Origin of the sequence: Flavobacterium zhoui (genome assembly GCF_042787235.1) — a bacterium.
GTDB classification, from domain to species: Bacteria; Bacteroidota; Bacteroidia; order Flavobacteriales; family Flavobacteriaceae; genus Flavobacterium; species Flavobacterium zhoui.
The window spans coordinates 264,966-280,368 of sequence record NZ_JBHZPY010000002.1; the positions used below are offsets into that span (position 1 = coordinate 264,966).

At 34.0% G+C, this 15,403-nt stretch carries 17 protein-coding genes; 3 read left to right on the top strand and 14 right to left on the bottom strand.

Translation table 11 applies throughout. From position 1 onward, the window contains the following. Window positions 1-15: 15 nt before the first annotated feature. Genes ACFX5F_RS04200 through ACFX5F_RS04215 form a run of 4 tightly spaced genes read right to left on the bottom strand, consistent with a single transcriptional unit; the run spans window position 16 to window position 4,628 of the window. Complete coding sequence (locus ACFX5F_RS04200) at window positions 16-1,596, bottom strand: MDR family MFS transporter (protein WP_379850201.1); 1,581 nt, start codon at window positions 1,594-1,596, stop codon at window positions 16-18. A gap of 1 nt (window position 1,597) precedes the next feature. After that, complete coding sequence (locus tag ACFX5F_RS04205) at window positions 1,598-2,677, bottom strand: HlyD family secretion protein (protein WP_379850203.1); 1,080 nt, start codon at window positions 2,675-2,677, stop codon at window positions 1,598-1,600. Window positions 2,678-2,686: 9 nt separating this feature from the next. Further along, window positions 2,687-4,012: a TolC family protein gene (locus ACFX5F_RS04210; protein WP_379850205.1), complete on the bottom strand. Its 1,326-nt coding sequence runs from the start codon at window positions 4,010-4,012 to the stop codon at window positions 2,687-2,689. Next, complete coding sequence (locus ACFX5F_RS04215) at window positions 4,002-4,628, bottom strand: TetR/AcrR family transcriptional regulator (protein WP_379850207.1); 627 nt, start codon at window positions 4,626-4,628, stop codon at window positions 4,002-4,004. The genes ACFX5F_RS04210 and ACFX5F_RS04215 overlap by 11 nt, the downstream gene beginning before the upstream one ends. 262 nt (window positions 4,629-4,890) lie before the next feature. Here ACFX5F_RS04215 and ACFX5F_RS04220 point away from each other — a divergent pair, with 262 nt between their 5' ends. Continuing rightward, a complete protein-coding gene (locus ACFX5F_RS04220; protein WP_379850209.1) occupies window positions 4,891-5,433 on the top strand; it encodes a DUF4494 domain-containing protein in 543 nt (180 codons plus the stop codon). Between the two features lie 94 nt (window positions 5,434-5,527). On the opposite strand, the gene ACFX5F_RS04225 is transcribed toward ACFX5F_RS04220, so the two are convergent. The 5 genes from ACFX5F_RS04225 to ACFX5F_RS04245 all read right to left on the bottom strand — a co-directional run bounded on the left by ACFX5F_RS04225 (window position 5,528) and on the right by ACFX5F_RS04245 (window position 7,810). Next, on the bottom strand, window positions 5,528-5,974 hold the full coding sequence (locus ACFX5F_RS04225; protein WP_379850211.1) for an endo-arabinase: 447 nt from the start codon (window positions 5,972-5,974) through the stop codon (window positions 5,528-5,530). A gap of 74 nt (window positions 5,975-6,048) precedes the next feature. Continuing rightward, window positions 6,049-6,564: a GNAT family N-acetyltransferase gene (locus ACFX5F_RS04230; RefSeq protein WP_379850213.1), complete on the bottom strand. Its 516-nt coding sequence runs from the start codon at window positions 6,562-6,564 to the stop codon at window positions 6,049-6,051. Continuing rightward, window positions 6,565-7,002 carry a VOC family protein gene (locus ACFX5F_RS04235; protein ID WP_379850215.1) on the bottom strand — a complete coding sequence of 146 codons (438 nt, stop codon included), beginning with the start codon at window positions 7,000-7,002 and terminating at the stop codon, window positions 6,565-6,567. Between the two features lie 30 nt (window positions 7,003-7,032). Continuing rightward, on the bottom strand, window positions 7,033-7,395 hold the full coding sequence (locus tag ACFX5F_RS04240; RefSeq protein WP_379850217.1) for a DUF2200 domain-containing protein: 363 nt from the start codon (window positions 7,393-7,395) through the stop codon (window positions 7,033-7,035). A 7-nt stretch (window positions 7,396-7,402) separates the two neighbouring features. Then, window positions 7,403-7,810: a VOC family protein gene (locus ACFX5F_RS04245; RefSeq protein WP_379850219.1), complete on the bottom strand. Its 408-nt coding sequence runs from the start codon at window positions 7,808-7,810 to the stop codon at window positions 7,403-7,405. A gap of 663 nt (window positions 7,811-8,473) precedes the next feature. On the opposite strand from ACFX5F_RS04245, the gene ACFX5F_RS04250 reads away from it, so the two are divergent. Continuing rightward, entirely contained in the window at window positions 8,474-9,499 is a 1,026-nt protein-coding gene (locus ACFX5F_RS04250; protein ID WP_379850221.1) for a helix-turn-helix domain-containing protein, read from the top strand. Window positions 9,500-9,598: 99 nt separating this feature from the next. Continuing rightward, on the top strand, window positions 9,599-10,993 hold the full coding sequence (gene omp85, locus ACFX5F_RS04255; protein ID WP_379850223.1) for an Omp85 family outer membrane protein: 1,395 nt from the start codon (window positions 9,599-9,601) through the stop codon (window positions 10,991-10,993). 260 nt (window positions 10,994-11,253) lie between these two features. Here the strand turns inward: omp85 and trpA are convergent, their stop codons facing one another. The 5 genes from trpA to trpC all read right to left on the bottom strand — a co-directional run bounded on the left by trpA (window position 11,254) and on the right by trpC (window position 15,400). Continuing rightward, complete coding sequence (gene trpA / locus ACFX5F_RS04260; RefSeq protein WP_379850225.1) at window positions 11,254-12,015, bottom strand: tryptophan synthase subunit alpha; 762 nt, start codon at window positions 12,013-12,015, stop codon at window positions 11,254-11,256. A 60-nt stretch (window positions 12,016-12,075) separates the two neighbouring features. Next, window positions 12,076-12,396: a gamma-glutamylcyclotransferase family protein gene (locus ACFX5F_RS04265; protein WP_379850227.1), complete on the bottom strand. Its 321-nt coding sequence runs from the start codon at window positions 12,394-12,396 to the stop codon at window positions 12,076-12,078. A 227-nt stretch (window positions 12,397-12,623) separates the two neighbouring features. Continuing rightward, window positions 12,624-13,805: a tryptophan synthase subunit beta gene (gene trpB / locus ACFX5F_RS04270; protein ID WP_379850229.1), complete on the bottom strand. Its 1,182-nt coding sequence runs from the start codon at window positions 13,803-13,805 to the stop codon at window positions 12,624-12,626. A gap of 12 nt (window positions 13,806-13,817) precedes the next feature. Then, a complete protein-coding gene (locus tag ACFX5F_RS04275) occupies window positions 13,818-14,468 on the bottom strand; it encodes a phosphoribosylanthranilate isomerase (RefSeq protein WP_489753078.1) in 651 nt (216 codons plus the stop codon). 146 nt (window positions 14,469-14,614) lie between these two features. Then, entirely contained in the window at window positions 14,615-15,400 is a 786-nt protein-coding gene (gene trpC, locus ACFX5F_RS04280; protein ID WP_379850230.1) for an indole-3-glycerol phosphate synthase TrpC, read from the bottom strand. Window positions 15,401-15,403 lie beyond the last annotated feature (3 nt).

Below are 15,403 nucleotides of genomic sequence, written 5' to 3' on the forward strand. Positions count from 1 at the left end.
AAAAAATTATTTAGATTAATGCATTGCATCCGCAGGATTGATTTTGTTTTTTCCTTTTTTTATTAAAAATATAATCGGAATACAACATAGGAACATAATTCCCAGATAAAGAAAAATATCCATGTATGATAAAACGGTACTTTGCTTCATTATCGAATAATCAATTGCCTGGTACGCTTTTTTTAGTGCAACATTACTACTGAATCCTTTAGACATAAAACCTTTTTGTAGCATCGCGATACGTTGTTGTACTTCAAATTTGCTGCCATCTAAATGAGAAACTAAATCTACACGATGTTTCTGACTGAATCTTGTGATAAAAGTGGTAATAATGGCAATACCAAAAGAACCACCTAATTGTCTCATCATTCCTGTAAATGCCGCTCCTTCACCAATATGTTTCCCTTTCAGGGTAGAAAGTGACAAAGTAGTTATGGGAACAAAAAGTAATCCTAATCCAATTCCTCTTAAGATCAACGGCCAAAATAGATGTTCAGTGCCGGTATTTGGGGTCATTCTATTGTGCATCATAAAAGTGAAGAAAAAGAAAACTAAAAACCCAACACCCACCATATATCCTTGGGGAACTCCTCTCTGAATTAATTTCCCAATAATTGGCATCATAAACGCAGTAGTAATTGAACCCGGAATAAGTAATAATCCTGCATCAGTCGCTGTCCAGCCTAAAATGGATTGCGTATAAATTGGAATAATTAAAGTCGAACCATAAAGTCCAAATCCCAAGATAAAACACATTAATACTCCTATTCTAAGATTCCCATCTTTCAAAACACTTAAGTTTACAATGGGATGCTTATAGGTTAATTCTCGCCATACAAATAAGATTAATCCAAATAAAGAGACTGTACTTAAAATTACAATTGTTGAGTTGTTGAACCAATCATCTTGTTGGCCATGTTCCAAAACAAATTGCAACGAACCTATAAAAGCGGATAAAAGAAAAATACCCCACCAATCGACTTGGTTGACTTTTAATTTTTCACCGTATTGTGGACTTCGTACAAAAGTAAATGCTAATATAGCGGCTATAATACCAAGAGGTATATTAATATAAAAAATGTAAGGCCAAGAAAAATGATCGACCAAATAACCTCCTAACGGCGGACCTAAAGTAGGACCCACAATCACACCCATTCCGTAAATTGCCTGCGCCATTCCACGTTTTGCAATAGGATAGCTCTCGGTGATAATCGTTTGTGCGGTAACCAATAAAGCACCACCACCAAGTCCTTGTATAAATCGGAACACAATGAGTTCCCAAATATTATCGGAGTTCCCACACATAAAGGAGGCAACAGTAAAAATGATAATGGAAACCACGAAGTAATTCTTTCGGCCAAATTGTTGCGAAAGCCAACTCGTCATGGGAATGACAATTACGTTTGCAATAGCATAAGCCGTAATTACCCACGCCACATCATTCAAGGTCGCACCCAGGCTTCCTCTCATGTTAGTTAAAGCTACATTCACAATAGTGGTATCCACGATTTCCAGCAATGCACAAAGTACAGCTGTTATCGTAATAATAACCCTTCTATAGCCATATTCTACTAAATCGTCTTCTACTACTGCCATTTTATTTTATATGTACGTCAACATCAACATTCATCCCCGGACGCAATAATTTAATTTTCTCGACATCGTTAGATTTGTTCAAGCTTATTTTTACAGGTAATCTTTGAATCGTTTTTACAAAATTCCCTGTTGCATTATCTGGGGGTAAAATAGAGAAACGGGATCCTGTTGCCGGCGAAAATGACGTGATCGACCCTTCAAAATTATAGTCAGGATAAGCGTCTACATTTACAGTTACTTTTTGTCCAATAACCATTTTGTTCAATTGCGTTTCCTTGAAATTAGCAATTACCCAAGCATTAGAATTATTGATAATATAAAACAAAGACTGTCCTGGTTGTACCAATTGCCCTGGTTGAATATCAATTTTTGAAACCTGGCCATCAATAGCAGCTGTAATTACAGTATAAGTCAAATTTAATTCAGCAGCGTCAAGCATTGCTTTTGCTCTTTTGATATTGGCGGCAGCAACATCAGTCTGTTTAGTGGAAACTTTAGATTTAGCCACAATTACTGATTTTTGAAAAGCACTTGCTCTTTCTTGCTGTTGCAAAATACGCACTTGATTTTCAGCTTCTAGTTTTGCTGCCAAGGCTTGCTCGTATTGTTGTCTTGTAATCGAATGATTTTTGTACAGATTATTGTATCGAATGTAATCGCTATTGATTCGGTCCAATCTAATTTTTGCGGATTGAATATTTCCTCCGGCAGATAATACATTGGCATCAGATACAGAAATATTAGCCAAAGCACTACCAATATCTGCTTTAGAAACTTCAAAATTACCTTCAGCAGCAAGAAATGAAGCATTTGCCTCGTCTATTTTCAACTGATAATCTCTCTTGTCTATGGTAAATAAGGTATCACCTTTCTTCACAAAATCGTTATCTTTGATATATACTTTATCCACATACCCAGAAACTTTAGGGATAATAGGATTCATGTTTTTTTCTATTTGCGCATCGTCTGTTTCTTCATGAGCCAAAGAGTGCATGTATTTATAAATTCCATAAGTTCCGCCTAATACTACCAAAACCGCTAGGATAATAATAAATTTTGTATTTGTCTTTTTCTTTTCCATGTGTTTTGATTATATTTTTGCTAGATTGAATGATTGAGATAACTGACCGGTAACGGAAAGCAGTTCGTAATATTTTTGAATAATATTTGCTTTTGCTAATGCTTTATTGATTTTTGAACCTAATTGTTCTACATCAGCTTCCAGTAAATCATTGGTATCCGAAAGACCGTTGTCGTACTGGTCTTTTATGATTCTGTAATTTTCTGAGGATTGTTCTACAGCTTGTGCATAAACAACATTTTGTTTCAGTGCCAAATCATAATCTTCTATAGCATTTTGAACTTCCAATTTGATATAATCAGTAAGCATAGCTTGAGAATTTTGTACTTCAATTACTTTACTTTCCGCTATTCTTACCATGGTTCCATTTTTTAGAATAGCACTCAAATCATAAGAAACACCCACACCAATATTCATTGCGTTTTGAACAGTTATTACATTTTTCAGGTCTAATGCAGTATAACCACCAATGATTGCAATAGAAGGATAATAGGCGCTTCTTGCTATTTTAACATTAGCTTGGCTTGCTTTTTCCTGAAAACGGACTGCTTCTAAATCTTTACGATTTTGTAGTGCAGGCTCATCATTGGTAGGAATATTATCCATTTGAAAGTTGGCAAAATCACTTTCTTTAATTTCTAGTTTTGTTCCAACAGGCAATTTTAGTAAGGTAACCAGATAAAAATTTACAATATTTAAATTTTTAGTTGCTTCATCTATTGACAACTGAATTTTAGATACTTGTAATTGTGATTTTAATAAATCATTTCGGGGGATAATTCCATTTTTTTCTAAATCGCTAAAATCAGTTGCTCGCTGTTGCGCTCTTTTCTGATTTTCTTTCAAAAGTTCCAATGTTTTTTGTGCTTTATACAAATCGGCATAATGGTTGACCACTTTCATAGCCACTTCTTCCTTTTTTTGAGAGGCTGTAGCTGTTTCTGCCTGATATAAGTTTTCGTAAGCTTTGATGCTGTTTTGGATTTTAAATCCTGCAAAAACGGGTACGCTGGCGTTAACTTGTCCAATCATCAATTGATCCACAACGGGAAGCGGTTGTGAAGTAGCACTTTTATTGATTTTTAGATCAATAGACGCTTTTGCCAATCTTTGATATTGTCCCGAAACTTTCAAATCAGGATATTGATTGTTTTTTGTAGATTGTAATTCGTATTTTTTAGTCGCCACTTTAGTGTTGGCCAAGCTAACCTCATTACTGTTTTTCCAAGCCAAATGGATGGCTTCATCGAGTGTTAAACTCGTTTTTTCTTGTGCTTCTACAGCAGAAGTTCCTATAAAGAAAATCCCGAAGAGCATTAATTGACTAACTTTCATATATCAGAAGGGCTTTTATAGTTTGTTGAATGTGTAATGTCAAATTGGTTTTTATATAATTATTGTACAAATCTTCTGTGTTCAAATTTAGTAAATTTTGAAAGAAAGTTTTATTCATATGGAAATGAAAGAAAGTACCTAAAATTGTTGGCGTTATTAAAGGAATGATCACATCTTTTCTAAAAATGCCTTTGGTTTGACCTTCTATAATAATGGATTCTAAGGATTTAAGGTTTCCTTTTTTTAATTCCGAGAAAGCCTGAAGATTTGAATCTCCTTTTTTAGAGGTAAATTCGAAGTGTAAAATTCTGTAAATACCTTTATTGCAATTGATGCGATTGATGTAAAGCTCAATCAATTTATTTATTTTCTCGATAGGTTCGAGGTCTTCGATTATTAAATTATCCAACTGTATTTTTAAGTCGGAAGTTCTATAGAGTATAAGTGATTCCAGCAGTTTTTCTTTAGAACCAAAATAATAAGAAACCATCGCAATGTTTATCTTGGCTTCTTTAGCAATATTTCGTATCGAAGTACCTTCAAATCCTTTTTCTGCAAATAGCGTTTCGGCTACTTCCAGAATTATAATTTGTTTATCGTTAAAATTGCTTTTCAATTCTTCTGTTTTTAATTCGATGCAAAATTAAACAACTGTTTAAATTAAACACTTGTTTAATTTTTATTTAACTTAATTTTAACAAGGTATTATAGCGGTTAATTGTGTTAAAATAAATTTATATAAATATGTTTTCAATATAGCACGAAGGTAAATAAAGGAGTCTGCTGACCTTGCTTCAAAATTGTGGATATCTATTTTATTAATTGTGTTCTTTTTTTTCTTTAAAATCTATCTTTGACCTCCTTAAAAAAAATTAGATATGAGCACAATTTGGTACGAATGCAAAGTAAAATATAGAAAAACAGACGAAACTGGAGCACAAAAAATTGCGAATGAACCATACTTGGTAGACGCTTTATCCTACACCGAAGCAGAAAGTAGAATTAATGAAGAGATGTCGGCGTATATAAGTGAAGAATTTAAAATCACGAATATAAAAGTGGCTAATTATGCAGAGATTCATCCTTTTGAAAATGCGGATCGTTGGTTTAGATCCAAAGTTTCATTATTGGCGTATGACGAAGAAAGTGGCAAAGAACGCAAGACCAATATGTATTTATTAGTGCAGGCTAATGATGTAAAAGAAGCTTATGATAACACCATAGGCGTAATGAAAGGAACCATGGGAGACTATACGATTCCTGCTGTATCAGAATCACCTATTATGGACGTTTTTCCTTATTTCAGTGGGGAAGAAGGGGAAACAGAACAATTAGAAAGGTTCAATGCGCTTAAAGCTTCAAAACCGGAATCTGCAGAAATAGTAGATCATATGGAATTTGAAACGGAGATGGCGGAGTAGGTGTTTAGCAGTAAAAAAGAAACGCTCCTTAATTCTATTATTTTAGAACTAAGGGGCGTTTTTAATTAGTATTGCAAATGCACAAAAGGATTGTTTATTCCGATTTATAAATATGAATTGATTGCCCCACTAATTTCCATTTGTTTTTAATTTTCTCTAAAAGCCGAATTTCATAAGAGAATGTTTTCTTGCCATCTTTAGCTGTAGATTCTTCATCATGACTTACCCAAGCCGTTTTGCCATTAATGCTCATTTTATAATTGCTGTTTACTGCAAAACCACCATTTCCCATTGCTTCCGGGCTGGTGTTGATCATTGCTGCTGGAGGAACATCAAATGTTTCGCCTTTTGGTGTAGAAACTAAAATTCGGCTGTACGGCTGGATATACCAGCAGTCACTATGACCTTTACTGTCCCTAGCCCTCCAAGTGGCCGACTCTTTTTCTAACAGTTTTTTAATCAATTCTGATTCCTCTTTCTTTTGACTGTATCCTGTAAGACTGATGGCAAGTAGGAGGTAAAAGGTTAATTTCCATTTCATAGTAATATCTTTTTATGAAATTAAAAGTAGTGTTTTTTTCTTCAAAATGTTTAGCAGAGTTTAAATAACAAATTTTAGAAAGATTTTACCAACACTTTCTCATAAGCTTTTCTAGGGCTTCCTCTGAAAAAAACTTCGCCACAATACGTATAACCCAAATTTTCAAAAATTTTCATCATGGCAATGTTGTCAAAATTGGTGTCTGCTTTTACGCTATATATGTTGTTGCTTAATGCGAAGTCTTCTATGAATTTGATAATCATTTTAGCCGAACCTTTACCTAAATATTTTTCAGAAATTGCTACGCGGTGAATGACAACAAAATTATCATTCGTTAGCCAGTTGCCTTCAATTTTTTCATAAGCAGGTTCGTCATTGATTAGTACAGCACTGTAACCGATGATAGTTTCTCCTTCAACCAAAACAAAGCCTTCCCCTTTTTCAATGTCTTTTTGTACGACCTCCGGATTTGGATAACCGTCCTGCCATTGATCACTGCCGTCTTCTTTTCTTCGAACGATAGCTTGTTGGAGTATTTTCCATATTTGAGCTATTTCAGATAGTTCCGCTTTTCTAAAGTGATAATTCATTTATACTTTTCCGTTATATTTTGGGTCAAAATCCACCATCCATTCAATACCGAATTTGTCTCTAAACATCCCAAAATAGGAAGCCCAAGGACTGTCGCCAATAGGCACTTCAATATTTCCACCTGCTGAAAGTCCGCTAAATAACTTGTCGGCTTCTTCACGACTTTCTGCGCTGATAGCTATTTTAGATCTGTTTTCATTTTCATTTACTGAACCCATACTTTCTGGAACGTCATTGCCCATTAAAATGTTTTTTCCAATAGGCAAAGCAATGTGCATTAATTTATTCGCTTCATTTTCTGCGACAGGAAATTCAGTACTTGCCAAGTCTTTGAAACGCATAATCTTTGCGAACTCTCCGCCAAATACTGATTTGTAAAAATTGAATGCTTCTTCGGCATTTCCGTTGAAGTTAATGTGTGGATTGATAAGTGCCATAATTTTAATTGTTTTAAGTTGTTACATTGTTTACTTTCTTAAAATTTTATCTAAAGTCTTTCCTTTTGCTAATTCATTTACTAATTTGTCTAAATATCTTACCTGCTGTGTTAATGGATTTGCAATTTCTTCAACTCGATACCCACAGATTACACCAGTTATGAGATGAGCGTTAGGATTTATTGTAGCATTTTTAAAGAATTTTTCAAAAGTTACTTTTTCATCAATATGTTTTTGAAGACTTTCGTTATCATAACCAGTTAGCCATTCAATTACTTGATGTAATTCTTCTTTCGTTTTGCCTTTCTTTTCCACTTTTGCGAGATAAAGAGGGTATACCGAAGTGAATGTCATTTTCGCAATTCGCTCATCGTGATTATTTGTGTTGTTCATTTCCTGGTTATTCTGTTGGGAATTTTGAAATGTCCATATAGAAAACTTCCCAAGTGTGTCCGTCAAAATCTTCAATAGTTCGCTGTTGCATAAAACCATAATCTCGCATTTCGGTAGGTTCTGTTCCACCAACTTTTAGTCCATTTGTTACAATGTTATTTATCTCGTCAATACTGTCTGTTGATAATGAAAAAATTGCTGCTAAGTTTGATTTTGTGTCTGCAATGGGTTTGGTTGCAAAGGATGCAAACTTTTCGTGTGTCAAAAGCATTACAAAAATATTTTCACTCCAAACCATACATTTTCCACTGTCGTCCGAAAATTGAGGATTGTTCGTAAAACCTAATGCAGTATAAAAGTCCATAGATTTTTGCAGTTCTTTTACTGCTAAATTGATAAAAATTTGTTTTGCCATTTTTTTGATATTAAGTTATCCAAGTTAATATATATGTCAGTGAGTGTTGGTTTACAATAACCGCTAATGTCCGCATTTCTAGCGCAAGCGTCCCGCTCGTGTCTATTACAAATTTACAGCTATTTTTGTTAATGTTCACGAGCGGCACTCTCGCGTAGTCGGGGTTTTTAATTTTAACACGATAAAAGTCAAAGACTTGATGGCGTTTTGTTTTCCTATAGAGTTTATAAAATTGCGCAAAGTCAGAGACATTTACACAGCATTTGCTAGAAATTTATTTTTTAGAAGAACACTTTGCAGAGCTTGTCGGTGTGTTAAGTAATTGAATTTTATAATTTTGTGTTTATTTTGAGCAATTGTGTGGTATCAGCACGGCCGGGTAGCAAACTGAAAATTACTTCTCCTAGAAAAAAGACACTAAATCCTCTTATAATTCTTTCTCAAAATTTTACGATAACTCCATAGTTCCTGCCAGTGGCCGGTTCCGTTTAACCAGAGTTTCATTGTTCGTGCTGCGCACGCAACTCTAGCTATTGTACGCAGTATCATTGACAATTAGTTTTTAAGTGATATTCTTACCTATTAATATTTTAAATGACTTAAATATATTTCTTACAATTTTATGATTCACAAATTTTGTAACTTGCAACTTTTAATGAAAAAATGCTCCAAACAATTCAAATCATTGCTGTAATACAAGGGCTTTTTGTCCTTTCGGTTTTATACACTAATCGTAAAGACTACAAAAAAACTACTTTTTGGTTGTTGTTTGGAAGTTTGTTTTCCATAGTATTATACATTATAGCCGATGATAAAAATAATCTATTCATTCAAAATACAGATTGGTTTCTTTTCGACAATACGCTCTTTGTAACATTTCTTTTTTTGTTTTTTAGATATTATAAAAGTGGAAAAGAAAAATTTGAGAAATCAGATTATCTTTTTTTTATACCTAATATCCTTTATTTTATTCTTGAAATCATTGAAATAAAACTACTCAAAGAAAATTTGATGGTTGAAATTTTTGAAATTTTTTCGGAATTAACTTTTGTGGTTTACTTATCTATAATTTTATATTCAGTTGTTACAGACAAAAGGAGAATTTGGCTGATTTATTTTGTTAGTCCAATTGTCATTTTATTTGTTTTTTTATTTATTAATGATATTTTTATGATAGTTGGATTGTCAGAATTACCATTTTTTAATGAACAAAATTTCAATTCCTATCTTTTATTAGTTGTTGCTTTTTTATTTTATTTTATTGCTTTTAAATTGTTTAATAATGCCAAAGAAATTTTACCAACAACAGAAATTAGTAAATACAAGAATTCCAAACTAAATGAGGAAATGATAAATAATTACAAAACAGATTTAATTTACTCAATGGAAAAAGATAAATTATATCTTAATGGAAAGTTATCTATTCAAGATGTTTCTGAAAAACTAAATATTCCACGTCAATATATTTCGGAAGTTTTAAATGAGCATATGAACACCAATTTTCAAGATTTCATAAATGAATATAGAGTTGAAGAATTTATAAAACGATTAAAAAACGACCAAAATAATCAATTTACACTTTTAGGAATTGCAACAGATGTCGGTTTTAATTCTAAATCTTCATTTAATGCTATATTCAAGAAATTCAAAGGTTTAACGCCAACTCAATTTAAGAAAAACCTTTTTTAAATATTCAATTAGTACAAATAAATTATTCTGCACTTGTCTTATTTTATATACTCTTAATTACTAACGATATTTACCGAGTAATTAAAAAGTATATCAAAAATGTCTCTAAAAAAATTATTATTTTGTTTGATTTTAACTATTTCAACTTATTCAATTAATGCCCAAGTAAAGGATTCACTTTCATTTATAAAATCAAAAAAAATGTCTGATGATGATGTTTTGAAAAAACGTGAAGGAACATTCGTAACAGGTTTGCCAGATTTTTCCGCTGATCCAGTTACAGGTTTTGGTTTTGGAATTAGAAGTAATGTTTATTGGAATGGAGAACCAACAAATCCACTTTTTGCCTACACACCTTATTTAGCAAAGTTAAAAGCTAATGCAGCATATTATACCTCAAACGCAAGAGAATTAATACTGTCTTTAGACGTTCCTTATTATAAAGGAACACGTTGGCGATTTAAGGTTGACTTTAAAGCACAACAAAATCCAGCAAATTTGTATTTTGGTTTAACAGAATCAACTATAGGAAATCTTAGATTACCATCAGATGAAAACACTACTTTTTCAACTTATGCAGCATTTGACAAAGCGAGAAAAACATTAAGATCTGGAGGAACTGGTGAAGCAGATTTTGTAACAGATGCTTTGTCAAATCGATTTAGGGAAACAGAATATATGCTTAATTTAAAAGCAGATTATGCTTTAGGAAATGGAAAGTGGAGAATAATGGGCGGTTATGAAATTCAGCATTTAAGTTATAAAACTTTTGAAGGAGAAGAAGCAGAGGCAATAAATCCAATTACAGGTGAAGAAACTACTGCACCAAATGGATTTTCACTTTTGCAAAGAGATTTTGACCAAGGAAAAATTTCTGGATTAAATGGTGGTTGGATTTCAATTTTGCAAACCGCTTTAATATACGATACTAGAGATTTTGAACCAGACCCAACAAAAGGTTATTATTTTGAAATTGCAAATGAATATTCTAGTAAATATATTGGTTCTCAGTTTGATTTCAACAAACTTTTTATTCAAGCAAGAGTATTCCAAAAGTTACCTTTTGGAAAAAGAACTGTTATAGCCGGAAGATTTGGAGTTGGTAATATTTTTGGCTCAAATGCACCATTTTTTGAATTTCAAGACCAATGGAGTCCAGAAGGTAGTATTAATTCACTTGGTGGAAAACAATCTTTACGAGGTTACAGAGCAAATAGATTTTTAGCACGTTCCTTATGGTTTACAAATATTGAATTTAGATACAGAATATCCGAAACAAAACTTGGCAAACAAAGATTTGCATTTGGAGTTGCACCATTTTTTGATGCAGGAACAGTAAGAGATGAATGGCAAAATTTGAATTTTAAAAACATTAGATATTCCTATGGTTTGGGAGCAAGAATTGCTTGGAATCAATCTACAATTATATCTTTTGATTATGGAATTTCAAGAGAAGATAAACTATTCTATATCGGCATTGGTCAAGCTTTTTAAAAATTTGGAATAATAAAGGTAGATGTCTTAATTACGCGGTTTTCAGATATTGTGTACAACTAGTTTATAGGTATGATAAAATCAGACCTATCACCCCTAAATTTGGGTAGATAGATCTAATTAAACTTCAGTCTTATTAGTTATAGTAATATGTAATAATAATCTTATAAATGACAAGATGTTATAATTTATTTAAACCATAAAAAAACGGTGTTTAAATGAATTTTAAACGTCGTTTGATCTTATATAAAAGAAGTTGTTTATCGAATCGCTTTTACAAATTCTTCAATTTTTCCTGTTCCGTTTTCGGTTAGATGTTGAATAAAAGCGCTTCCTATAATTGCGCCTTTGGCAAATTGTGTAGCTTGGTTGAAAGTTTCCTTGTTGTTGATTCCAAAACCAATTACTTGTGGATTTTTTAGATTCATGTCGGCAATGCGTTTGAAATAATCTTCCTGAATGCTTCCAAAACCCGTTTGGGATCCTGTAACACTGGCCGAACTTACCATATATATAAATCCGTCAGATACGCTGTCAATAAAATGGATGCGCTCGTCAGAAGTTTGTGGTGTAATCAAGAATATATTTTTCAATCCGTATTTTTCAAAAGTAGCTTTGTATTCATCGGCATACACATCAACGGGAAGATCAGGAATGATTAATCCGTCGATACCAATCTCCGCACATTTCTGGCAGAAATTCTCCACTCCATATTGTAACATCGGGTTGAAATACCCCATAATCACCAAAGGAATAGAAACCGTTTTACGAATATTCTTTAATTGGTCAAACAAAACTTGTGTCGTCATTCCGTTGTGCAATGCTTGTGTGGAACTGGCTTGAATCGTTGGCCCGTCGGCCAATGGATCACTAAATGGCAATCCTATTTCAATCATATCAACGCCACTTTTCTCTAAATCCTGAATGATTTGAACGGTGTTGTTGAGGTTAGGATATCCTGCGGAGAAATAGATGGAAAGTATCTTTTTAGTCTCTTGTAATTTTTGATTTATTCTGTTCATTTTTATATTTTTTATTCCATTTACAAGGTTTTTTTGACCTCGTAGTTTTAATTTATTAGGTTAAATTGCCGCGCTATAGGCCCAAGCTTTTTGGTCGGATTGCAAATGCACTTCCACGCGTTTGTAATGCAATCCTTCGTAAAGATCCGTTTGGCGAAGTTCTTGCAGCGAAATGGAATATACCATTCCGTTGATGGTATCTTCCGGTTTATTGGTTTCGGTAATAATGGGATAATATACCAATCCAAATTCTTCTTCGATTTGAATTTCCTTTACTACATAACCAACTAACGTTTCAGGAGTTCCGTCAAGAATACGCCCAAAAAGATCTTTTTGTATGTCCTCATTTTGCAAGCTGCCGTAAGCGAATAATTTTTCCATAGTTTTTATTTTGGCAATGTTAAATTGTATTTCATTTTTATCGTTGCGTTTGCGTTAAGGATTACTTCACTATGCTCTTATTTTTTATTGGAGTTCATTGAACTTCGTTTGAAGTGAAAATCCTTTTTTGTCTCGTTTTTTAACGAGATAAAAAAGATTGCAACGGAAAGCCTGACCGCGCTGAAAAAATCAGGATAAACTCTGAAATGAATTCACTGTAAACCCAACTATAATTTAAAATAATCAATGTAAGTATTCAAATCTTTATCGCCACGACCGGAAAGATTGATGACCACTATATCTTCTGGCTTGAATTTCATTTCGTCGAGAACGGCAAAGGCATGCGCGCTTTCTATTGCGGGAATCAAACCTTCCATCTTAGACAGTTTTAAACCCCAATTCATGGCTTGCTCATCCGTAATTGAGATGAATTGCGCTCTTTTTGAAGCGAATAAATGCGCGTGCATAGGACCAACTCCCGGGTAATCCAGACCTGCCGAAATGGAATACGGTTCCGTAATCTGGCCGTCAACAGATTGCATTAGCAAGGTTTTACTGCCATGAATAACACCAATTTTACCTAAGACTGAGGTAGCGGCACTTTCACCAGAATCGACTCCTAATCCTGCGGCTTCTACCGCGATAATATTTACGGATGGCTCATCAAGAAAATGATAGTAAGCTCCGGCAGCGTTGCTTCCGCCACCCACACAAGCGATTACGTAGTCCGGATTTTCACGGCCTTCTTTCTCTAGTAATTGTTCTTTAATTTCCTTAGAAATAACACTTTGGAAACGAGCCACCATATCCGGATAAGGATGCGGTCCCACGACAGATCCAATGATATAATAGGTGTCAACAGGGTTGTTGATCCAGTCGCGAATAGCTTCGTTTGTGGCGTCTTTTAAGGTTTTTGAACCCGAAAGAGCCGGACGAACTTCGGCACCTAACATTTTCATACGAGCCACATTTGGCGCTTGACGCTTGATGTCGATTTCGCCCATATATACGATGCATTCCAACCCCATTAGCGCACAAACGGTCGCTGTAGCGACACCATGTTGACCCGCGCCAGTTTCAGCAATGATTCTGGTTTTTCCTAAACGTTTGGCAAGTAGAATTTGTCCGATGGTATTGTTGACTTTGTGCGCACCTGTGTGACACAAATCTTCTCTTTTCAGATAAACTTTAGTGTTGTATTGTTCTGATAGTCGTTTTGCAAAATAAAGAGGCGTAGGGCGACCTACGTAATCTTTAAGCAAGGCATCAAATTCAGCCTGAAATTCTGGTTCAGCCGTTATTTTTAAATAATTTTGGCGTAATTCTTCTACATTTGGATATAACATTTCAGGAATGTAGGCGCCTCCAAATTCTCCGTAATAGCCTTTTTCGTTGACGTTGTAACTCATTTTGTTTAAAGTTTATAAGTTTAAAGTTTTCAAGTTGTCCTTGAAACTGTTTAATTTTTCTATGTTTTTTAATCCGGGTTCTATCTCAAATTTACTATTTACATCAATAGCGTAAATGGGTAAATTCGTTTTCAAAATTTCATTCACGGCGTCCATTTCATCAATTCCGATTCCGCCACTCAGGAAGAACGGTTTGTTTGAAGGATACTTCTCTAATACTTTCCAGTCGAATGTGGTTCCGTTTCCGCCGGGTAATTTCCCTTTGGTATCAAAGAGGAAATAATCACAAGCGGTTTCGAACGGTTTGAGCACCTCAAAATCAAAAGAATCATCAACAGAGAATACTTTTATAATTTTAATCTGAGCCTGTTTTCCATTCTCCTCTTTTAAAACTTGCTTCAAATCTAAACAAAATTCAACCGATTCCTGTCCGTGTAATTGAACGGCCTGCAAATCGTATTTTGCTATTTTTTCAAGAATATCTTCTTGTGTAGCGTTGACAAAAACTCCTACCTTCTTGATTGATTTTGGTAAATCCGGAATAACATCATCAAAATACCGCGCTGATTTCTCCCAGAATATAAAGCCCATATAATCGGGTAGGAGTGAACATACTTCGAGAATATTATCAGGATATTTCATGCCGCAGATTTTTATCCTAATCCCTCCCGAAGCCTCGGGACTCCCCGAAGGTAAGAAAGTTGTAGTATCTTGATTGTCAGTGTTTTTTTTCATCCAGTTTTTTGCCACGAATTTCACAAATTTTCACCAATTGAATTCGTGTTAATTTGTGAAATTCGTGGCTAGTTTTAAATTTTTAATTTTGAAATAAATTCGGTTGCTGCTTTTCCTGCATTATCGGTTTTCATAAAGTTTTCGCCAATCAAAAATCCTTTGTAACCAAAAGGTTTTAATTCATTAATCGCTTCAACTGATGAAATCCCGCTTTCGGAAACTTTTACAAAATCATTCGGAATTTGTGCTGCCAATTGCTTGCTGAAATCTAAACTCACTTCAAATGTTTTTAGATTTCTATTGTTCACCCCAATCATATCTAATGTTGGCATAATCGATTTTTCCAATTCTTCCTGATTGTGAACTTCCAATAAAACTTCTAGTCCAAGACTTTTAGCAAATTCAGACAAGGTTTTGATTTCGTCTCTTGTTAAAACCGCAGCGATTAGCAATATTAAATCGGCTCCGTGGGCTTTGGCTTCTAATATTTGGTATTCATCAACAATAAATTCTTTTCTCAATAACGGAATATTTACTGTGGCTCTTGCCAAAAGCAAATCGTCTAGTGAACCACCAAAATATTTTCCGTCCGTCAATACCGAAATTCCACAAGCACCAGCATTTTCATATCCTTTTGTTACTTCTTCAACCGTAAAACTATAATTGATTTCGGATTTCGAAGGCGAACGGCGTTTGTGTTCTGCGATAATTCCAGAAGTGCTGTTTCTTAAATTGTTGCTCAAAGAAATTGTCTTTTTTTCGAAGAAAACCGAAGCTTCCAATTGCGAAACCGGAATAATGGATTTCTTGAGAATGACTTCTCTTTTTTTGTCAACTATAATTTTGTCGAGTATGTTCATTTA